Annotated in this window: 16 protein-coding genes and 1 pseudogene; 1 reads left to right on the top strand and 16 read right to left on the bottom strand. The window is 40.4% G+C overall.

Annotated features, from left to right (window positions below; translation table 11 throughout):
- Nucleotides 1-7: 7 nt before the first annotated feature.
- Complete coding sequence (gene bglB, locus QNH48_RS09895) at nt 8-1,093, bottom strand: beta-galactosidase BglB (RefSeq protein WP_283954735.1); 1,086 nt, start codon at nt 1,091-1,093, stop codon at nt 8-10.
- 629 nt (nt 1,094-1,722) lie between these two features.
- On the opposite strand from bglB, the pseudogene QNH48_RS09890 reads away from it, so the two are divergent.
- A pseudogene (locus QNH48_RS09890) lies at nt 1,723-4,226 on the top strand (rhamnogalacturonan lyase).
- Nucleotides 4,227-4,566: 340 nt separating this feature from the next.
- Here the strand turns inward: QNH48_RS09890 and QNH48_RS09885 are convergent.
- The 15 genes from QNH48_RS09885 to QNH48_RS09815 form a co-directional block, all read right to left on the bottom strand.
- Nucleotides 4,567-5,547: an electron transfer flavoprotein subunit alpha/FixB family protein gene (locus QNH48_RS09885; RefSeq protein ID WP_283954734.1), complete on the bottom strand. Its 981-nt coding sequence runs from the start codon at nt 5,545-5,547 to the stop codon at nt 4,567-4,569.
- A gap of 13 nt (nt 5,548-5,560) precedes the next feature.
- Nucleotides 5,561-6,355, bottom strand: a complete 795-nt coding sequence (locus QNH48_RS09880) for an electron transfer flavoprotein subunit beta/FixA family protein (RefSeq protein ID WP_283954733.1) — start codon at nt 6,353-6,355, stop codon at nt 5,561-5,563.
- A gap of 36 nt (nt 6,356-6,391) precedes the next feature.
- Nucleotides 6,392-7,237, bottom strand: coding sequence for an aspartate/glutamate racemase family protein (locus QNH48_RS09875; RefSeq protein ID WP_283954732.1), 846 nt, complete (start codon nt 7,235-7,237; stop codon nt 6,392-6,394).
- A 90-nt stretch (nt 7,238-7,327) separates the two neighbouring features.
- A complete protein-coding gene (locus tag QNH48_RS09870; protein ID WP_283954731.1) occupies nt 7,328-8,704 on the bottom strand; it encodes an FAD-dependent oxidoreductase in 1,377 nt (458 codons plus the stop codon).
- 6 nt (nt 8,705-8,710) lie between these two features.
- Nucleotides 8,711-9,157, bottom strand: a complete 447-nt coding sequence (locus tag QNH48_RS09865) for a GlcG/HbpS family heme-binding protein (protein ID WP_283954730.1) — start codon at nt 9,155-9,157, stop codon at nt 8,711-8,713.
- 31 nt (nt 9,158-9,188) lie between these two features.
- Nucleotides 9,189-9,917, bottom strand: a complete 729-nt coding sequence (locus QNH48_RS09860) for an SDR family NAD(P)-dependent oxidoreductase (RefSeq protein WP_283954729.1) — start codon at nt 9,915-9,917, stop codon at nt 9,189-9,191.
- Between the two features lie 17 nt (nt 9,918-9,934).
- Nucleotides 9,935-11,356 (bottom strand): FAD-binding protein, encoded by a 1,422-nt coding sequence (locus QNH48_RS09855; RefSeq protein WP_283954728.1) that lies wholly within the window; start codon nt 11,354-11,356, stop codon nt 9,935-9,937.
- Between the two features lie 13 nt (nt 11,357-11,369).
- The gene (locus tag QNH48_RS09850) at nt 11,370-12,239 is read right to left on the bottom strand and encodes an isocitrate lyase/PEP mutase family protein (protein ID WP_095249292.1); all 870 of its coding nucleotides are present in this window, start codon (nt 12,237-12,239) and stop codon (nt 11,370-11,372) included.
- Nucleotides 12,236-13,072, bottom strand: a complete 837-nt coding sequence (locus QNH48_RS09845; RefSeq protein ID WP_283954727.1) for an FAD synthetase family protein — start codon at nt 13,070-13,072, stop codon at nt 12,236-12,238. Before QNH48_RS09845 ends, QNH48_RS09850 begins: the two co-directional genes overlap by 4 nt.
- Before the next feature lie 51 nt (nt 13,073-13,123).
- Nucleotides 13,124-14,320 carry an acyl-CoA dehydrogenase family protein gene (locus tag QNH48_RS09840; RefSeq protein WP_283954726.1) on the bottom strand — a complete coding sequence of 399 codons (1,197 nt, stop codon included), beginning with the start codon at nt 14,318-14,320 and terminating at the stop codon, nt 13,124-13,126.
- Nucleotides 14,321-14,508: 188 nt separating this feature from the next.
- On the bottom strand, nt 14,509-16,008 hold the full coding sequence (tcuA, locus tag QNH48_RS09835; protein WP_283954725.1) for an FAD-dependent tricarballylate dehydrogenase TcuA: 1,500 nt from the start codon (nt 16,006-16,008) through the stop codon (nt 14,509-14,511).
- Nucleotides 16,009-16,162: 154 nt separating this feature from the next.
- Nucleotides 16,163-17,116 carry a VOC family protein gene (locus QNH48_RS09830; protein WP_283954724.1) on the bottom strand — a complete coding sequence of 318 codons (954 nt, stop codon included), beginning with the start codon at nt 17,114-17,116 and terminating at the stop codon, nt 16,163-16,165.
- Between the two features lie 22 nt (nt 17,117-17,138).
- A complete protein-coding gene (locus tag QNH48_RS09825) occupies nt 17,139-17,978 on the bottom strand; it encodes an alpha/beta fold hydrolase (protein ID WP_283954723.1) in 840 nt (279 codons plus the stop codon).
- 302 nt (nt 17,979-18,280) lie between these two features.
- A complete protein-coding gene (locus tag QNH48_RS09820; protein ID WP_283954722.1) occupies nt 18,281-19,603 on the bottom strand; it encodes an MFS transporter in 1,323 nt (440 codons plus the stop codon).
- Nucleotides 19,604-19,801: 198 nt separating this feature from the next.
- A complete protein-coding gene (locus QNH48_RS09815) occupies nt 19,802-21,658 on the bottom strand; it encodes a V4R domain-containing protein (RefSeq protein ID WP_283954721.1) in 1,857 nt (618 codons plus the stop codon).
- Nucleotides 21,659-21,685 lie beyond the last annotated feature (27 nt).

Here is a 21,685-nt window from a genome sequence, read left to right as displayed (position 1 = left end):
ACTTCTTTTATATTCTGTAATGTAAGTATTCTACTAGTGATAGAATCGCCATTGATTGTCCATACGGCATCGCTGTGACAGGAATCTGCTTATAAAATTCTTGTGTTTCCCCCATTGCCGTTCCAGCTGAAACATGCTGTAATTCTCCAGTTTCATCAATATTTTCAATAACAGCCTTAATGGCCTTTAATCCCATATCCATGTATTTCTTTCCAACATATCGTTTACGGACCGATCTTAATGTTCCAAAAGCAAAACCAGCTGTACAGGATGCCTCAACATAGGAGGTAGGATCGAGCAGCAGGGTATGCCATAAACCGTTTTCATTTTGGCACGTTTCAAGTGCTTCTAATTGTCTTTCTAACGTATCAATCAGGATTTGACGAACGGGATCTTTTTCATTTAATTCTACTAAATCCAGAAATTCAGGAATCGCAATGGTTACCCATGAATTACCACGTCCCCATAGAGCTTCAGCAAAATTGTGATTTCCTTCAAACGTCCAACCATGGAACCACAATCCTGTTTTCTTATCAAATAAATACTTAATATGTATTAAGAATTGTTTTTTTGCCTCTTCCACATATTCCGGCTTATTTAACAATAAACCAATTTTCGTTAAAGGCAGAATGCTCATCATTAAGGTGTCATCCCATAGTTGCTGATAATTCTCATTACCAAAAACAACATGCTGGATGCCGCCATCCTTTGTTCTTGGCATATCGTGGTACAGCCAGTCACCCCAGGTTTCTAAATATGGAAGATAGGTTGGATTCCCTGTTTCTTCATACAAATATGCAAGCGTTAACATTTGTACCATCGTATTAACATTTTTTTCGACTGGTAGTTCTTTAAATTGATCATTAAACCACTTTACAATAATAGTTAATACTTCTTCCTTTTTGGTTAATTTATAATATTTCATCATTCCATAAAGGCCTACACCCGCTGTCCATTCCCAATAGTTAAAGCTCTTATTATCAATTTTTCTTCCATCAGCAAGCGGTATAGCGTATTTCCCGTCTGGATCATTTAGGTTAATTAAGTTATCAATCAAGAGCTCAATTTTCTGTTCAATTTCAAGTCTAAGCATTTATGATTTCCTCCTCTTATGTAGTAAAGATTGGTAAGGTAAATTTTTAAAAAAAGATTTCCAGGGTATACAGTTTCATTATATTTAAACTAATTTAAGTATTTAATGTAAAATTCAGTTTTTATTTATTAAAAAACAGTGTTTTCACTTTCGTTCTATACGGGCAGTTTTTCATTTTGATTTGATGAAGAACATCCAAATAGTAGTCTAGCAGGTCATTTAGGCTATGAAAATAGACATACTCCGCGGTTTTTCTAACTCTTATCACTGTTTTTTTATTAAAGAGAACTGATTATTACATTTGGTATTCGGAATATTTAAAATATAATATTGTAAGCGTGTTCATTCTTTTTTTATGATGCTGTGTTAAATTGGGCTGTTGATTTGTGCTCCAGTCGCTTTGCTTTCCGCAGGCGGTTCGGGAAGCCTCCTCGACGCCAAAGCGCCTGAGGGGTCTCCCCTGTCCCGTCCTCCTGCAGGACATTGATTTACATCCTCGAATCCGCCCACGCACGAAGAAAATGTGATAGCATTTTCGAGGAGTCTCGCGCCTTCCGCACAAATCAACAGAGTTCTAAAATTATAAATTTACCTTTAACACAGCCTTTTATGAAGAACCGTATTAAAAAATGAAGGAGGATAACAAATTTGAAGAAGACATTTACAAAAAAGGTACTATCCACTGCTTTAGCACTGCCCCTAGCATCCAATTAGAATATCTCGATAGAGGTTTAATTGCCGCATCAACCTCTGAGGGAGTATTCCTAAGCTGGAGATTATTAGCGAATGAAGCGAAAGGTCATTCTGAAACAGGATTAACTGGTGTCAACTTCAATGTATATCGTGATGGTAAATTGATTGCAAGTGTAAAAGACAGCACCAACTTTGTAGATCAAGATGGGGACTCCGATTCCCGCTATTATGTTCGTTCCGTTTTAGATGGAAAAGAGCTGGATCAAAGTACTTCTATTACTCCATGGAAGCAATCCTATGTTGATTTACATCTTAAGAAACCAGCTGATGGTGTGACTCCCGCAGGAGAGAGTTATACCTATTCTGCAAATGATATGAGCGTCGGTGATGTTGATGGGGACGGGCAATATGAGTATTTTGTTAAGTGGGATCCCTCTAACTCTAAGGATGTTTCACAGGTAGGATACACCGGTAACACCTATATTGATTGTTATAAATTTGATGGGACACTCTTATATCGGATAGACTTAGGCGTTAATATTCGTTCTGGTGCGCACTATACACAGTTCTTAGTTTATGACTTTGATGGGGATGGCAAATCCGAAATAATGTTCAAAACTGCACCTGGCACTAAAATTGTTAAGTTTGATAATAAAGGAAATGTCACCTCTGAAAAGTTTATTACAATGCCTCAAAAAGACATCGATGCTGGATATAGCAACGAAGATGATTATCGAATGAGCACCGAAGACTATTATAACCATGTTGTTGACATGTTTTTGAGCTGGCATCAGCACGAAGAAGTGGTAAACGGAAATTGGCCAAGCACGCTTGAAGAAGCCTTTGGTATTGATAAACAATACAACTATCCATTATCAAAAGAAGATGCTGAGAGTTTAACAGATTATTTCATGGATACATATGCACCAAGTCGAAGCGGACGAAATAATTTACGAGCATTTGAAGGCTTTATTTTAGAGGGTCCAGAATATTTAACGGTCTTCAATGGTGAAACAGGCGAAGAAATGGATACGATCGATTACAAACCAGGCAGACATGATGATGGCCTAATGTGGGGCGACTATGCAATGTCTAGAATTGAACCAGGTAACCGTGTCGACCGGTTCCTTGCAAATGTCGCGTATCTTGATGGAGAAAAGCCATACGCCGTGTTTGCCCGTGGCTATTACACAAGAGCCAATCTCGTTACATATAGCTGGGATGGTAAAGAACTAAAAGAAAATTGGACTGTTGATAGCGGCTGGACCCCAATGAGTAATCCATTTAATGATGGTCCGCATGGCAGAGACGGGACTGATCCGGAATTTGGCACCCTGACAACACAAGGGGCACATTCCCTGAGTGCAGCTGATGTAGATGGAGATGGCAAACAAGAAATCGTTTACGGAAGTGCGACCATTGATGATGATGGCTCCTTGTTATACAGTTCAATGGATATAATGCCTCCAGAAAGCGCAGCACCTGGAACAACTGCTAGACTTGGCCATGGAGACGCGATGCACGTAACAGATATCGATCCAAACAGGCCGGGAATGGAAATCTTTATGGTCCATGAAGGCGCTGCATGGGCACCTTATGGCTATTCATTACGGGATGCTAAAACAGGAGATATTATTTATGGAGGCTACACCGGCAAGGATACAGGACGAGGAATGGTTGGTGACGTTGATCCAACACATCCTGGTTTAGAAACTTGGGCCGTTGGATTGTGGAGCGCCGATGAAACAAAATTAGTAACTCATCACCTGGCACAAATATGAATATTAAATGGGCTGCTGATTTGACCACTCAAATTGTGAATGGTTCAGGTAACGGTACCACCATCATTGATGATTGGAAAAAAGGCAGAGTTCTTACAGCTGAGGGCACAAGAACCAATAACGGTACAAAGGGCAACCCAAGTTTAGTTGCAGATATCTTTGGTGACTGGAGAGAAGAACTTCTAGTAAGGACCGAAGATAGTTCAGCGATTCGTATTTACTCAAGTACTGAGGTTACTAACCACAAATTGTATACGTTAATGCATGATGCCCAATACCGTGCAGAAGTAGCTAGACAAAGTACAACATATAATCAGCCTTCCTATACAAGCTTTTACTTTGGAAGTGATACTGATTGGGCAAAGGTCCCTATTCCAAATCTTTCAACACCAGGATTGTTTTCAGTTTTGGAAGAAACAATGGCAGAATATGTAGCAAATAATGAATTAACTGGACCGTTAGCTTCCAAATTAGAAAATTCACTCAAACAGGCACAACACCATTTGGAAAAAGGGTCTGAAAAGCAAGCATTAACATTCCTGGAGAAATATGTATTAGAAATCAATAAAAAAAATAATGCGGCTTACATCTCTTCTAGTGCAAAACTGAACTTGACACATAAAGCTAAATTATTCATTGACATGTTGGCACAAAAATAAAGACATAATAATAAAAACAACCACCCTGCCAATTGCTATAGGCGGAGATTTTCCGATTAGTTGGATATTGGAGCTCGTATCGGAGTATATAAGGGGAGATTTTCCGACTATGGAAAGCAAAATCTCCCCTTTTAACGATTTTCGAGCAAATAGGCGGAATCTCTCCGTCTAATTAAGCTAATTTCAAAGCTATTTACTAAATTAGCGGAATTTTTCCGCCTATTTATCAGATTGGGTGCTTAATCAAATGATAAATAAAGAAAAAGACGTATGCAATTCATACGTCTTTTCTTGTGTCTTTTAATAAGAAAGCACCCGAAAACGGAACCCTTTAATTATTTTATATTAGCACTTTTTTTAACTTTTCAGTTAGTGCAGGAATGACAGTTTTATAATCAGCTACGACTCCAATATTTGCCCTTTTATAGATTGGAGCCTCAACGTCTGTATTAATGGCAACAACAGTTTTTGCATTTGTAATACCTGCTAAATGCTGACTGGCACCTGAAATGCCTACTGCAATATAAAGGTCTGGAGCTACAACTGCACCAGTCTGCCCCACTTGAAGATTAGAAGGAACCCAGCCCGCATCACAGGCTGCTCGCGAAGCACCAACAGTACCTCCCAGTAAGTTTGCCAGTGTTTGAAGCATATTGAAGCCCTCAGCACCTTCGATACCTCGTCCACCAGAAACAATAATTGACGCATCTTCGAGCCGAATATCTGACAAAGCCGACTGAATCTTAACAACTAATTTCGTTACAATTATCTCTTCTGAAGGAGAATAGTCTACTGGAATGATTTCACCTGTTGCTGTCTCGTCAAACTCCGCTAACTCCTGACTCTTTTGACGGATACCAACTACCACCTTAGAACGGGTAGTAGTGTATTCCCCGTATGCCTTGTCTCCATAGATTGGGCGAACCAATGTTAGTTTGTCATTGCTGGTATGAAAATCAACTACTTCCGTAATAGCAGATGCGCAATTACGTGTAGCTAATCTGCCTACTAAATCCTTACCCATCTTGTCGAAGGACAGGATAAGGATATCGGCTCCAGACTGTTGAAAAACTGTATGGATACTGTTAACAAACAGTTCAACATCATATTCAGCTAGCAAAGGATTAGAAATGGTGTAAGCGATGCTTGCCCCACTGGCTATTGCTTCCTTAGCGCCAGTCTCAGCAAAAGGTCCAAGTGTGACAGAACGAACTTCACCTCCAGTGGAACTAGCCAAGCGACTGCCAAATGCTAGAGCTTCCTTGGCACCTGAACTCAAGCCATCCCCCTGTTGATTTGCAAATACAAGAATTCTCGACATAGTTGAATTCCCCCTATATAATCTTGAGAGCAAAAAGCCGGTCAGCTAATTCGCTAGCAAGTTCTGCGCCATCATTGCCAGGCAAGACCTGGCAAGCAACTTCCTTATTCAGGACGTATGCCCGCTCTAGCTTAACACCTGGTTGACAACGCTCAGGATCAAGATTAAGATCTTCTGATTCTAATAGTACAATGGGTTTACTTCTCGCAAGTCTAATATCCTTGACCTTCGGAAGCCTTGGAACGTTTGTCTCAGAGCTTATGATGGTAAATACAGCAGGAGATGGAACACTGACAACAGCATATCCACCTTCAACTTCAACAGTAGCCTTTGCACTATTCTCTTCCACCTCAAGGTCTGAAACAAGTGTTACGCAAGGAATTCCTAATTCTTCAGCCATAACAGGTCCAACAAGACCTTCCTCGATATCACTTGCTTGGTACCCTGTCAGCACAAGTTTTGCTCCTCCTAAGGACTTAATGGTTTGTGCTAGAATATGGCCAACAGCCTGTCCATCTAAATTCTCCCATTCTTCATCCCACACCCTTACAGCTGCATTCGCAGTAAAGGCGAGTGCCCTGCGTAGTACCTCCTCCGATTCCTCATCACCTAGACAAAGTGCTGTTACAGTAGCTCCAGGAACCTTATTACGAAGTTGAACAGCTAGTTCAAGCGCATTCTCCGCAAATGAATCTAGTACAAAGTCAGTGTCACTATTCTCAGGACGATTCGTCTCGGGATCAATTTTAAAATATTTTGGTGTAATTTCCGGGTCTAGAACCTGTTTAAGACATACAACTATGTGCATCTTAATTTCACCTCTCTATTTGTTCACTTTTTCGTTTTAAACTCCTATCCCTGTAACGGATAGCCCATTGTCGTCTTTAGGATTAGGAGAAGGTATGAGTCCGTACATTTCCCTTAGTCTTTCCACTGCCTCAACAGGTGGCTTTGCATTGTAGAATCCACGACGGGTCATATAGACACCGGAATTTTTGCGCAAATCTACAAGTGACTCGCACATCTTGATTCCAGCCGCAAAGGAGTCAACCACTGGCACATCGCCAATTCTAGAAATTCCATGTGTCGCTAAAAAGACATTCATTGGACCCTCTCCTGGAATGATTACATCGGCTCCATCTGCAATAGCCAGCTCCGCTGCTTTTTTGAAGGATTCAATGATCGGCTCAGGGTCATTGAATCCGGCCATAATATCGTCAAAGCCCACCTCAGTTTGAACGATTGGACCAAGTTTTCCTCCTAATCCGTACTTGTCAGCATTCTGACGGAGTTGATCTGCTAATGGAGCTAGGAAATTTACTACTCCTATACGGTCCCCAAGCATGGATGCCATATGGAAGGAGGCTTGACCATACCCCACTACAGGAATATCTACCAACGTACGTGCTTCCAGAAGCCCTACGTCCGGTATGGTTGCAATGAACATTGCATCGTACCCGGCTTTTTCAGCTGTAAGAGCAGCTCGTACGAACTGTTCCCGGTGGAGATTTTGCAGGTAGGAATGGGTTATAAAGATCCCAGGGTAATGGGAAGGATATGTCTCTTCCGACATACCATGTAAAACCACCTCGACATCCTGGCGAGCAATCCTGCTTACATGTTTGATGATTGCATCCCGATAATGGGGAACCCGGTCAATAGTTGTAAGACTTTGATGCCAAATTTTCATACAGAAGACCTCCTTTTTATGGAATTGTATTGTATCGAATTATATCTGCGTTTCTCAAATTATATTTGCGTTACGCCCAATCTATCATTCTCAAACAACTGCGTTCTCAGACAATGCCTGCCGAACAGCAACCCGTCCAAATACCGCTGCCTTCCCCAACGAACTTCCCGTCATGTATCCGGCCCCATGGAATCCGCCAGTTACTTCTCCCGCTGCATACAATCCCGGAATCGGCTCACCGAAAGAATTCACTACCTTGGCTTCAGCATTGACAGACACACCTGCATAGGTTGCCAGCATAGCGACTGTTGATTCGAATGCATAGAATGGGGCTTTTTCAATTGGTGTTGGTTTTCCATAGTTATGTGTCAAAGAATTTCTGCCATAGTCTGGATCTTCTCCGTTAAGAACGCCTTGATTATATCTAGAAATGGTATCTTCCAATACTTCTATTGGAACATCAATGCAATCTGCCAATTCCTCCAAGGTACCAGCCTTGTATAGCAGTCGGCGTCTATTTAACAATTCAAAGTCATAGAGGGGATCATCAAATACACTCTTATCCATGACGGTCTGATCCCAAACCTGATAACTAATCTGCTCCGGCTGCTCGAAAGCTGCTTTACCTAATAATTTATAAGAAATAGACTCATTAACGAATCTCTTACCAAACTGATTAACCATAATTGCACCTTTGTAAAAAGCCAATCCCTGCGACTTAACCGCTCCTGCTGCACTTGGATGGAAACCGTACGTTCCATTTAAATACGGCAGATCCTGGACCCATGCACCATGTTCCCAAGCCATCCGAATACCGTCACCGTGGCTCCCAGCACCACCAATCCTTAATGCCCCCTTTAATTGCGGTGCAAAATGACCAAGCAGCTCTTCACTTTTAGCAAACCCTCCAGAGGCAATTAATACCCCTTTAGTCGCGAGCGCTTTTTTCTCTGCACCTTCGGCCTCGTATAATACCGTATCAATCCGACCTTCAGCATTCTTAAGTAGTCTTCGTGCTGGAGCATTAAAGCAAATTGTCACGTTTGGTAACTGTTTAACCCTTCGGTATAAGGACTGGATTGCTTGATGAGGATCAATAATATGCCCACGTGGAACACTATGACCACTTACCGCTTCCAACGATCTGAACTCGATACCGTGGTCAACCAGCCAATGATAGGTTTCTAACTGTTGTTTGCCATAAGCGTCTACTAGTGTTTTTTCATTTACTCCACCGCCAACTTCCACCATGTCAGCCAAAAGGGATTTAGTAGAATCGATTATTCCTGCCTTCTCCTGCATATCCGTACCTGCAAATGCCATATACCCTGAACTGAGGACCGTGCTGCCGCCAAGTTCATCCTGTTTTTCAAGCAGAAGGACGTTAACGCCCTGCTCCCCAGCCTCCACTGCAGCACACATTCCTGCCAGTCCTCCGCCTAATATGATCAATTCATAGCAATCCATCTGCCATCACTCCCCAGATTCAAAAGCTTTTAACACTTCTAGACCGGCTTGACAAACCTGCATATCATGTGAATAATGGCCTCCGCTCACGCCGATTCCACCAATAAGTTCGTTATTGATTTTAATTGGGTACCCACCGCCAAAGATAACTAATCTTGGTGTATGAACAATACCATGCATTAAAGGTGGATCATCCTTTAGTCTGTCATACCATTCATGTGTTGCACGATTGTAGGCTGCAGCAGAAAATGCTTTATTTTGAGCGATATCAAGACTTAGAACTGGAGCACCATCCATCGCATAAAATGCTTTTAAATTTCCAGGCTTATCGACAATGGCAATACTAAACGGAATTCCTAGTTCTTGTCCCTTTGCTAATGCAGCTTCGAGCATTTTATTTGCTAAGGCTAAGCTAATATTTTTTGATTCAATTGCTGTTGTAAAGTTTTCCATTTTCTTTCCCCTTTTCTATCAACATATTTGTTTATAAATTTACTGGTCTTCCATTCCCAAATGCCTCGATTACTGTCGCGGATACGGCCTTCATTTTTGGCAGACATAAATCAACTATTACAGTTGCCATGTCAATTGGATGCAGCCAATTATCTTTGTTCGCATCTGGTGCAATATCTTCCATCATCTTTGTGTCAACTGGGCCTGGGCAGACCGCATTTACTCTAACATTGAACGGTTTTAACTCTTCACCTAATGCTTTGGAAAATCCAATTACCGCGAATTTCGAGGTAATATAGGCACTTCTGTCCGGCCCGCCTTTTGTTCCCCAAATGGATGAAAGATTAATAATGACACCATTTCTTTTCTCTTTCATTTGCGGTACTACCGCTTTCGTACATAAAAATACACCGCGAGTATTGATTTCTTGGACAAAGTCCCACTCTTCAACTGTCGTTTGGTCGAATGGCTTTAGCAGCATGACACCGGCATTATTGATTAAAATATCAATCGTTCCTAGTTTTTCTACCGTTTCCTGAACTGCTTTATTAACATCTTCCTCAGAGCGTACATCACCAGAAAGTGCGATGGCTTCGCCAGCTAGCTCTTCCCTAATATAAGCTGCCACTTCCGAAGTTTCTGTTAGATTTCGAGAAAAAACAGCTACTTTTGCCCCCTGCTTTGCTAGGAGTATACATGTTTCCCGACCAATCCCTCTGCCGCCGCCAGTTACAAATGCAACTTTATTTTTTAACTCCAACGATAATCACCCCTTCTTTACACACTAAGTTTTTTATCACTGCTAACGTAAGAAGCTGCATGCTCACCAGCACGTTTACCAAACACGAGGCCGCGAAGCACGGATGTGCCGCCTGGATATTTGCCATAATAAAGACCAGCTGTTTCACCTGCAACGTATAATCCTGGAATTACATCATCATCCTGTGATAAAACCCGGCCATTCGTATCAGAAGCTAAGCCGCCATTAGTGAAAACATTGGAACAGACAATTGGGTAGGCAACATATGGCGCCTTATCGATTGTTATGGCCCAGTTCGATTTTGCCGGTGTAATCCCAACAGCCTGTTTTCCGTCCTTCTTATCCCAGTGGAATTCCCCTGGCTGTACAGCTGCATTGAAGGCTTCTACCGTTGCAGTCAACTGATCTACAGGCACCCCAATTTTCATTGCTAATTCCTCTAATGTATCTGCCTCAATCGCCGGTTTGTCCGTTTCTATTGCTCTCTCATAATTCGGAATATCATACATTTTTTGGTCACTGATCATATAGGCGATATGGTCAGGGAGATCGTAGAAGATTTTGCGGGCTACCGCTTCATATTGCTCATCTACAGTGGAAAATCCTTCATCAACAAAACGGTTGCCATTTTTGTCAACCAAAATCGCGTAAGGGTAGGTCATAACGGCTGCTTCTTCCCGCTTACTTCTAGGGTCAACTGGTTCGGCATGAAAGGCATCGAACTGACCCGCTCCCTTCGCCCCTATTGCCATCGCCATCCGAATACCTTCCCCTTTGTTGTAAAGGCCACCTTCAGCAACGGTTCGAATTTTATGTGCATCCCTGCCAACATACTTTGCCATCATCTCTTGATTTCCCTGAAATCCGCCGGCAGCAAGAACAACTGCGCCTACTTTCAGCTGAAGAGAATTTCCTCCCTTAACCCGAACCATAATTCCATTTATCGCACCTTCATCATCAAGTAGTAATTTCCATGCAGTTGCCTCATAAATAATCTCAACACCTAGTCCGCCAGCACGGCGTGATAATGTATCAATGATTGCCCGGCCGCCGCCGACTGGAAGCAGCCGCGGTCTTGAAGCAGTTAAAAACATCGTTGGCAGGTAATCGAATTCTACCCCTTTTTCCTCGACCCACCTTAGTGTACTGCCCGCGTTATCTGCGAGCGTTTCTATGTACTCCCTATCGGAGAAATGATCTGAGAACGCCATCATATCTTCAACAAAGTTGTCTGCTATTTCATCAATATTCTTCATTCGCATATAAGACGCTGTCCACCTTGAATTTCCGCCTCGATGATCGTAATCTGTACGTTCTAAGATTGCAATTCGTAAATTCCTTCCTTCTTTCTTGGCACTTTCCGCAGCAGACAAAGCTGCTGCTGTTCCAGCCACACCGCAGCCAATTACTACAATGTCATAATCCAATTCTCTCTCCATTTTTTGGTCCTCCTTATATATTTAAATACTTCTTTTCCCACTCTTTGATTTGACCCAGTTTGAAAAGAGATTGTCTTTCTTCCCAGGTACAAATTAAAGGTAATAGATTTTCCTGAGAGCCTTCTTCTTTAAGAATTCTTAAGGATTCAGTAATCCCTTTAATGGCGGAGCGAAGTGCTGTATTTGCACACAGCATGATTTTAAAACCGATTTCTTCTGCTTCTTTTAAGGAAATTAGCGGAGTTTTGCCGCCCTCTACTAAATTAATAACCTGCGGGATTCCTTTTAGTGAACTTGTAATTTGCCGTAATTGTTCAACTGTATTTGGTGCTTCTACAAAAATAATATCGGCGCCTGCTTCGTAATAGGCAAAAGCCCTGTCTATCGCGTCTTCCACACCATTGACAGCAATTGCATCAGTGCGTGCCATTATCGCGAGATTTTCATCTTTCCTGGCATCTAAGGCAGCCTTGATTTTCCCTACCATTTCTTCCTTAGAAATGACTTCTTTTCCGTTAAAATGACCGCATTTCTTTGGTGATACCTGATCCTCCATCTGAATGGCTGCGACACCTGCGCGTTCAAACTCTTTTACAGTCCGAATGACATTTATCGCATTACCGAACCCAGTGTCTCCATCTACTACAATCGGAATATTTGTAACGTCGGCCATTCTTGCAACAATATCAACCACTTCCTTTAGAGAAGTAAGTCCAACGTCAGCCCAGCCAAGCTGCGCATTGGATATACCAGCTCCCGTTGCGTAAATCGCCTTAAAGCCAATTTCTTCTATTAATTTTGCAGACATCGCATCATAGGCACCAGGAAGGATAAAGGAACCTGGTTCATGAAGCAGCTTTTGAAAATCTTTACATTTATTCATAGAGTTAATCCTCCAACTTTTAAAATAGGACGAGAAGAGGGAGCCTCCTCGGAGATACGCTGATGCCAAACAATCGATAGCCTCCCAAATATATATAGCGGCAGTTCTGAAACAGGTTTGAGAGATTTTTCTTCCACAATCACTTCTGTAGGCATAGATGAATTTCCCATACTAATGGTTACCGCATACTTTCCGGGGGCAGGAAGTGTATAGAATGGATTCAGTTTAAAGGTTTGACCATCCCACATTCCTTCTACTTCATACAAACAGCCAAGAAAATCTGGCAGTTCTTCTACATTGCCTGCAACTAATCTTTCACGTATGCTGGTAGAGCTGATTTTCTCGCCACGGCATGCTACTTTTTCCACCTTTGTCACATCAATGATTCCCCCGGAATCATTCTTCAAACGCTCTAAATTTCCGATTCCCATAGAGCCATAAGTAAAATCAAAACCAGCAACTGCATGGATAACCCCTAGATTGACCAGATAATCTTTAACATATTGTTCAGGTGATAGTGCGGCAAATTCCCTAGTGAATTCAACAATATAAAACGTATCGACACCAAGCCCCCGAAGAATTTTCTCCTTAACAGAAAGGGGGATTAAATAGTCAATTTGTTTTTCCCCATTAGTTAGGACAGACTTTGGATGTGGAAAGAAACTCATAACTGCGAGCGATACACCCTTATCTTTCGCTTTCCGTAAAGCTGTTTTAATTACTTCTCGATGTCCGTAATGGAGTCCATCAAAAAAACCAAGGGCCATTACACATGCGTTTGCCTTTCCCTGCCAATCTGCTAAAGTATCACGGTTTATATAGATCGTTTCCATACAGTCTCCTTTCTTCTTGATTAAGATTTTTTTTGGTAGATTAGCAGCATTCTAATACCTTAGTGCATTCGATTCTAAACCGGATAGAACGCGACCATAATTTTCTTTGGTGATTAAAGGTGAAAGCGTTCTGTGTGAATATAGCGTCCAAAAATCACGGAAAATCCTTTGCAGCGGATGACCTTCATATACATAACCAGAACCGCTTGCAAGAATTAAAATATCGAGTGCTTCTTTACTTACTTGATTGGCATAACCGATATCTGCTAGTGCCTTCACTCGTGCTGGCTTATCCATGAAATTACCGCTGGCAGCCCAAGCATCTAATTCATCGGCCACACGGTAGTAATGCATGGAAGCGGTGTCAATTTTCAACGCAGCTTCGGCAAGTAAAGAATGTAGAGTAGGTGAATCTACTAAATTTTCTACACCAATATGGGCAGCCTTTCGATTTGGAAGCGTTACTTGGAAAAATTCTAATGCTGCCTTGGCCAATCCTAATCCTGGCAATGCAAGTGATAAAGCTAGAGCTGGAAAAAGTGCTGTATTATATAAAGGTATATCCCTGAGATGATCTGATTTAAATTGTCCATTCAATACATCGGCAAATGAAACAACTCGATGATCTGGAATAAAGACGTTCGTCATTTTTACGCTGTTACTTCCTGTACCCTTCAACCCCATAACATGCCAGTCATCCATAATCTCTAATTCTTCGAAAGGAAGTGTCATTAAGGCTTGATCTACGAGGTTTCCTCCATCATCCCTGATTGCCATTCCGAAGTATCCCCAAGTCGCATGAAGTGATCCTGAGCAGAACATCCAGAAACCTTCTTCGATTAAATATCCACCCTCAACTTTTCTGGCAATACATTTTCTAGGTTCATAGACTCCTGCGAAAAGAACATTATCCTCATTCTCTCCATATATTTCTTGATGCGTTTTTTCCGTAAATGATTCCGCCACCATCAGTTCTCGAATAGCACAAAGTGATAGAATCCAGCCTGTTGAAGCACAGCCGCGGGAAATTTCAACAATAACATCAGAATAGGTTCTCATACTCGTTTGATAGCCGCCATAAATTTGTGGACGAAGTAACTTGAAAAGTCCAGCTTCTTTTAATTCATTTATGGTTGCTTCAGGAATTCTGCGAATTTCTTCCGTTTCTTTAGCTCTTTCCTTCAGCTTTGGAACAAGTGCTTTGGCTTTATCTACAAGGTAAGCATCACTATAGGCTACTTTGTTCATTATAAAATCCCCTTTTCAATTTTATTTCGCTTATTCGTTTAAGATCTTAGTTAAATTTTAGAAAATTACAAAACTTTTTTATAGGGTAAAAACCTTTCAATTTTCAAATGTTTTTAGATAACTTTTATTAGTTTTTTGGTGATAAATCAGTAGTTTTGTCCCAAAAATCAGAAAAAGTTAGGAATCTTTTATGAATTCAATAGTTCCTTTGTTTTGATAAATTTCGCTGCTTTTTCCCCTGCAATTTTTCCAAATACAGATCCAGCCATCAGTCCTGCACCACCTGGGTAGTTAAAATAAAACAAACCTCCTACTAATTCTCCAGCAGCATATAGTCCTGGAATAGAGTTGGATAATACATCTTGAACTTCTGTCTTTGGGTTAATTTTTAAGCCGCCAAAAGTAAAGGTAATGCCGCAGGTAACCGCATAGGCCTCAAACGGGCCTTCCTCAAACGTGTTTGCCCAATTTGATTTTGGTATCGGTAACCCTTCTGTACACCTGCCGTCTTTGATATTTGGATTAAACGGAATATCTTTCCGAATCGACGCATTGTACTCTTTGACCGTTTGTAAGAACCCTTCAGGATTAACGCCCTCGAGTTTTTCAGCTAATTCCTCTAGTGTAGCGGCTTTTACTTTGGTAACTTGCCTGCCTTTGTATTCTTCTCGTAATAGTCGAGATGTTTTTTGGTCAAAAATCTGCCAGGCAAATTGTCCCGGCTGTTCAAGAATTAACCTGCCATATTTTGCATACGTGTAATTCCGGAAATCAGCTCCCTCATCCACAAAGCGTTTTCCTTCTGCGTTTACCATGATTCCAAAAGGATAGCTAAGTTTTTGAAAGCCTTCCGTAAAATCCGGAAGATACCTGTCTCCTCCGACCGAATGACAGCCCGACCAGTTACCGCTGGCAAGAGCGCCAATGTTTAATGCCATTTGAATACCTTCACCGGTGTTAAAACGGCTCCCTCTAGCATGAGCCAAATCCCATTTTGGTCCTAAGTATCGCGTCCGCATTTCAGGATTTGCGTGAAAGCCTCCAGAGGCCAAGATCACTGCTTTAGCATGTACCTTTGTTGTTTTGCCATTGTGCTTAAAAATCACTCCATGTACACCCTGGTCATCATGGATTAGCTCAGTCGCCATGGCATTGAATAGGGTTTGGACACCTAAAGAAGATGCTTCTTTGTGCAGGGTTTCCACTAATCCCGGTCCACCGCCTACGGATTCAACAATCATTCCGCCCCAGAACTTAAATTTATCGTCAACCTTAAAGGCTTGACGACCATATATAGGCACCCAGCGTACCTTATGGGAGGTGAGCCATTTCATCGTTTCAAAGCTTTTCCCCGTAAGAATCGAGGCCAATTCCGGGTCGGTCCGATAATTTGTAACACGACACATATCTTCATAAAATTCTTCCTCGGAATAGACTCCAAAATCTGATGACTCGATATCTTCTGGAGAAAGATCTGGCATAATCTCCTTTAAATCTTCGACACCATTATAAGCAAACCGAATGGAACCATGAGTATAGGTGCTGTTTCCTCCTTTTTCAGCTTCTGGTGATTTTTCAATTACCAAAACACTCGCGCCATTTTCCCTTGCGGATATCGCTGCGGACATAGCAGCATTTCCCGCACCAACTACAACAATATCTGTTTCATAAATTCTGTTATCACTCACTACAATCTGCCTCTCTTTCCTAAGGTGGACACTTCCACCTAAAAATCTCTTTTAAAAAAGCTGACTCAATTACTTTTGAGTCAGCTTTCTAAATCCAGCCCCAGCGCCCAGCGACTAGTGTACTTCGCTAAACGGGCACTTGTGCCATTTGTATTTAAGCCTCAATTGTTGGTTTGTTCATGTCCTTGTCCATAACGGAATCGCCCCAATAGGTGTTTGCAATGGAATGATCCTCTTCTGTCCACTCAACAGGCTCCCAATCCGGTTCAAAAATTAAATAGGAATTACTAAACAATTCAACACGGCAGCCACTGCCTGGATCAATTACATATAAGTATAATGCTTGAGAAACCCCGTGTTTACCAGGGCCGATGAACTTAATGCCTTCTTCGCTTAATATATCAGCTGCCCGCAGGACATCCTGTGCGTTATCCAGCCAATAGGAAATGTGATGAAGCTGGTTAGGCGTCTTTGCCTGTGGTCTTGTGATAACAGCTATGTCATGAACGAGAGGTGTTACACTCATCCAGCCGGCTAAGGTTGTTTCATTGTTATACCTCACATATTCACGCAGCTTAAAACCTAATTGATTGCCCAAGTAATCAAGGATTTCTTGTACATCCATGGATGTAGCAATATTTACATGGTCAAATCTTCTAGGTGAGCAGCCACGTGCCCAAGCCTTGTATGTTTGATTTTTCAAGACTGAACGTCTTTTTTCATCTGCTTTCGGTTTTTCTACATCATAATAAATTTCAAAGGAATGCTGACTTGGCAGTTTAAAACGAATCGCTCTTCCTTGACCAGTCTCTTCTCCTGCTTCAATCCATTTTACTTCTGTTCCGGCTTTTTCAAGCAGCTGAGCAAAACCTTCTACATCTTCTGGTCGTTTTGTTCTCCAGCCGATATGATCAACATATCCTCTATCCCCCGCTGTTAATGATAGTGAGTGGTGTTCAAAATCACCCCATGCACGTAAATAATACGTTCCATTTACTTCCTCCGTTACTTCTAAACCGATTACATCACGGAAAAACCAAAGTGATTTTTCAAGATCCGGTGTAACGAGTGCGACATGCCCTAACTTAGCAATTTCAGGTAAATACATTCTACATTCCTCCTTTTTTTCATTAAATGATATCTGCAAAATAATTTTGAATGAGTTGATTAAAGCTTTCTTGCTTTTCGATTTGAGTCCAGTGACCGCATTTACCGTATACATGGAGTTGTGAATTCGGCAGATGTGAGAGCAAGTAATAGCTGGACTCTACCGAGCAAACCATATCATCACGACCATGAACGAGCAGGACAGGATGCTCAATTCTTCTTAGTGCTGTTACAGGAACAGGTACCGCAGCAGTTGCGAAAATAGAATCATTGGAAATACGGACATCTGGTTTCATGGCTGTTTCATATCGATAATCAGTAATCGCATCAATGATTGGTGCCATTTCCTCCGCATCATATACAAACCAGCTCATAATTTGCCGCAATTTCTTTGGTGATGGATTGTCATAAAAACCTTTCGCACGAGCTAATTCTGGGCTTAATTTGGTATTTGGTGTTCCTCCCGGTCCCATCAAAACCACTTGGTCAAAACGTTCCGGATGTTCTAATAGAAGCTCAAGTGCAATGGAACATCCCAACGAATTCCCCACTAAATGGGCCTTTTGAACACCCAATTCATCTAGAAGCTCCATGAGTTGATTTACCCATAAATCCATCCATCCTTGCCTATTCTTTGGCAATGTCTCAGGATGGCTGCTGTTTCCAAACCCTAAAAGATCTGGTGCAAGACAGTCATATGTCTCAGAGCATGCTTTTAAGGCATAGCGCCAGTTTGCAAACGATGTAACACCTGGTCCAGAGCCATGTAAAAATAAAATCACTTCCGAATTCCCTTCACCAGCACGATTTAAATAGGTTTCAAAATTAGCCGTTTTAATTGATTGTTGAGTAATGTTTGTCAAATTACTATTCTCCTCCTTGCAAATATAAAAGTTTTTTTAGAAAATCCCTCTTGGATGAAATCCCTTACATTTTTTTTAACATTTAGATATAGAGAAGTTTATCTATTACTGAAATTTTAGAAAATTTAATCGTTTATTTCTAGAATAAAAAGTATTTGATTATTATTCATTTTTCAGTAGTTTTTTGTTGGATTGTTGACAGATTAACAAAAAACTTCAGCTAATTGAGTGTCGTTTCCATAAAAAAAAGCCCAAAATGGGCTCAAATAATTTTGGAGATTCGATTTATCACTTCGTTCAAATTAATTCGGGATCTCTACTGTTCCTGTATCGACTAGATCTTTCTGATCTTTCTTCACTAATCTTAAGGTAAATAGGGTAATCAGACTGACAAGTAAGCACCCCGCAATGATAAACATCGCTTGTTTAAAATCGAAAATACCCATTAACATTGGGCCCATGAAACCGCCAAGTGAAGAAAGTGTACTCACTAATGCAATTCCAGCTGGAGCGGTTGATTCAGAAAAGAAAAAGGTGATATAGGCATAGAAAGTTCCGGATATTCCATAAAGTCCTGCTGAAGTAATTGATAGCATTAATACCATCAGCGGCACGCTTGAAACGAATGCACATCCTATGAACCCAATCATAGCAATTGAAACACATGCGCCTAAATGCAATTTATGCCTGCCCGTTCTATCTGCATTCCACCCTGTAAAAAGTATGGATGGAATCGCGATAATTGAAGGAATCATAGCCAGCCAGCCAATTTGCATATTGGTTGTTTCAGAAGATGAAAGTGATTTAATGATCGTAGGCATCCAATACGAGAGAGCATTCACCGCAACAAATCCAGCAATATTAAATAAAGCTAATTTCCAAACTTTCGATTCCTTTAACATACCAAGATGTGATGATTTATTTAATTTTGCACTTAGGTTTCTTTCTTTAACAAGCTCATCTTCAAGCCATGTTTTTTCCTTTTCTGTTAACCATTTGGCGTTAACAGGACGGTCTGTCAAGTAAAACAAAACCACAATACCTAATAGAACTGCAGGTATGCCCTCTAAAATAAACATCCACCGCCAGCCTGATAATCCTCCCCAAGTCACAGTATCCATGATCCAGGTAGAAAGAGGCGCACCGATTAATGCACTTAATGGCAAGGCAACAAAAAAGAGAGCAGTTGCCTTACCTCTTTCACGGGCTCTAAACCAATACGTTAAGTAAAGAATAATCCCTGGGACAAACCCTGCTTCTGCAGCACCCAATAAAAAGCGCAAAATATATAAGTGGGTCGCAGATTGGATAAACCCAGTTAATACGACTACAATACCCCAAGTAATCATAATACGGGCAATCCAAAGCCGTGCACCAACTTTGTGTAAAATCAGGTTGCTCGGGACTTCAAAGATGAAATAACTGATAAAGAATAAACCAGACAATAATCCAAACGCTTCAGCCGTTAATGCTAAATCTGCATTCATCTCCAAAGCTGCATATCCCAAATTAACGCGATCCAAGAAAGCAACGACATAGAGAATTAAAATAAACGGCAGTATTCTTCTCATTGTTTTCTTTACAGTACTTCTTTCAACGGTATTAATAGATGAAACTTGATTCAAATAAATCCCTCCCAGATTCTTGTATCAAAAAAGAAAACCCTTACATTTGTAAATATTAGAAAATTCCAACTATATAAACTAGAGTAAAACTCATTGAACTTTCTACTATTTTCAACTAGTTTATATTGGTTTTTTGATACTTCCTCTGGAAAAAAGAGCAATCAAACATGAATGCTCTACCAACTTAACTCTCTATTCTTATATCTCTAGCTCCCCTAAAGCTAAGAGTGAATCTAAAATCAATAGTAACTGATAGCTTTGTGATGAATCTCGTAAATCTTTATTGATTAGACTTTCTATCTTGTTAACCCGATACATAAGACCACTCATCGATAAAGACAAATCCTCCATCGTTTGCTGAAGTTTTCCACCATTTGATAAAAAAACATAAAGTGTTTTCATTAATTCCTTTTGTTTGCTCTCACCCAATTTATAAAGGGGTCCTAACTCTTGTTTGGCAATTTTCTTAATCCCGCTAACATTTTTCGAATTAATCAAGATACCAACAATCCCCAAATCTTTAAAATGAATAATTCTCTTCTCCGTAGACATTCTAAGGCTGATAAGTGATTCATCCAAATACTCCAAAATATGTTCAATTTCCTCAGAATTGTCACTAACTCCAATTTTAAATTTGTAAGAGGAATGAGTTGTTTCAATATGTTTTAAGACTTTTTCCATATTTGGTAAAATGTTTGACAACTCAGGTATCAGCATAATGATTTTACCTTCATATTGACCGATGAGTGCTTTATATCCCTGAATGTCAAGGTATTTAGCAATTGATTCTAAGATTTGATCATAGTGCTCATTACTATCTTTTGCAGTTTTACCATTCTCTTTATAGTCAATAGCTGCAATATAAAATGGAGTTTCAAGGTCCACCCCCATATAACGGCCACGATTGATGATTTCCTCTCTAGAGGAATACTGTCCCTTTAAAATTTGTTCTAAAAAATATCCTTTCATTTTTTCAAGCGCTTCAAAGCTCGTCTTTTCATTTAAAAGGTATAAAGAAGCTGCATTTGCTACCCGCTCAATAAACATAATATTATTCTCAGAGCTTTTCTCTGTTTCTTTTAAATATAGAAACGTACAATACCCAATTACTTTTTTTTGTACAATGATTGGAGTTATAAGTCGTTCTTGGTTTTCTGTTTTTAATCTTGTTGTCTCTTTAAATAGAGGAAGTATTTTGTTATTTTTTCTACTTTTTCGAATTAAACTCTCTTTCAGTTCTTTACTTAAACTGCTATACTCGTCCTCTTCCATTCCTGAGTAAACAATTTTCTGAAAGCTTAAATCCTCGATTGATATGGGTATTTTTAATAGCCCAAATGCAGAATCGGCAATATCCTGCAAATTGCTTCCATTAGAAATACTTTCCGTTAATTTCTTATGAAATTTAGACACCTTATCGATATAATTGCGCTGCTCTAACAATTGCTCGTACGTATACTCTAATTCTTCAATTATATTACTTTCATTATAGAATTTTAGCTCTTCCTGAATCTCTATTCCCCAATCTTCCTGGAGCTTCATTTCGAAACAGCATTCAGCGTCCCCTTTGGCTATACAACTAATTTCCTTTACAATCGCACTCTTTTTACAAATTGTAGACATATAGCCACTTGCATACCCTGTTAAAGTATGACAGACAGGCGTATCCGATTTTCCATGATGTTTAAGATGCTCATATGCTTCAAATGAATGGATCCACTTCCCTTTTGCTCTGATTGTTTTTATATTTTCTGAATCAACCAATTCAATAAATCTTTCAGACTGGACATCTCCAATATGTCCTGAACTTAAATGGAGAACCGAGGCTTGTTTAATAAGATATTCTATTGAGGTACTAGTTACCATTGCTTCTTCAGCATCACTGACACCCAAGTTCCAACCATAACGAAGCAAAAACCCCTTGGCTCTCTTTGACCCTAAGTTCTCTATTATTCCCTTACGTAATAGTCCAAAGGCTCCAGCTGTGGTTAGAATTTTTTTATTTCCATCTTCTATGTAGTTTGGTTCCAGTAGATTGCCAGAGTTACCCTTCATAAACTCACCTTTTTCCCATTAAAGATT

Origin of the sequence: Neobacillus sp. YX16 (assembly GCF_030123505.1) — a bacterium.
Lineage (GTDB): Bacteria > Bacillota > Bacilli > Bacillales > Cytobacillaceae > Neobacillus.
This window is presented reverse-complemented; position numbering and strand designations above follow the sequence as displayed.

Coding starts and splice junctions, on each gene's coding strand:
- QNH48_RS09815 (WP_283954721.1), bottom strand. CDS start 21,658: ATGAAGGGTAACTCTGGCAATCTACTGGAACCAAACTACATAGAAGAT.
- QNH48_RS09885 (WP_283954734.1), bottom strand. CDS start 5,547: ATGTCGAGAATTCTTGTATTTGCAAATCAACAGGGGGATGGCTTGAGT.
- bglB (WP_283954735.1), bottom strand. CDS start 1,093: ATGCTTAGACTTGAAATTGAACAGAAAATTGAGCTCTTGATTGATAAC.
- QNH48_RS09855 (WP_283954728.1), bottom strand. CDS start 11,356: ATGGAGAGAGAATTGGATTATGACATTGTAGTAATTGGCTGCGGTGTG.
- QNH48_RS09875 (WP_283954732.1), bottom strand. CDS start 7,237: ATGAAAATTTGGCATCAAAGTCTTACAACTATTGACCGGGTTCCCCAT.
- QNH48_RS09880 (WP_283954733.1), bottom strand. CDS start 6,355: ATGCACATAGTTGTATGTCTTAAACAGGTTCTAGACCCGGAAATTACA.
- QNH48_RS09830 (WP_283954724.1), bottom strand. CDS start 17,116: ATGTATTTACCTGAAATTGCTAAGTTAGGGCATGTCGCACTCGTTACA.
- QNH48_RS09870 (WP_283954731.1), bottom strand. CDS start 8,704: ATGGATTGCTATGAATTGATCATATTAGGCGGAGGACTGGCAGGAATG.
- QNH48_RS09845 (WP_283954727.1), bottom strand. CDS start 13,072: ATGGAAACGATCTATATAAACCGTGATACTTTAGCAGATTGGCAGGGA.
- QNH48_RS09865 (WP_283954730.1), bottom strand. CDS start 9,157: ATGGAAAACTTTACAACAGCAATTGAATCAAAAAATATTAGCTTAGCC.
- QNH48_RS09840 (WP_283954726.1), bottom strand. CDS start 14,320: ATGAACAAAGTAGCCTATAGTGATGCTTACCTTGTAGATAAAGCCAAA.
- QNH48_RS09850 (WP_095249292.1), bottom strand. CDS start 12,239: ATGAATAAATGTAAAGATTTTCAAAAGCTGCTTCATGAACCAGGTTCC.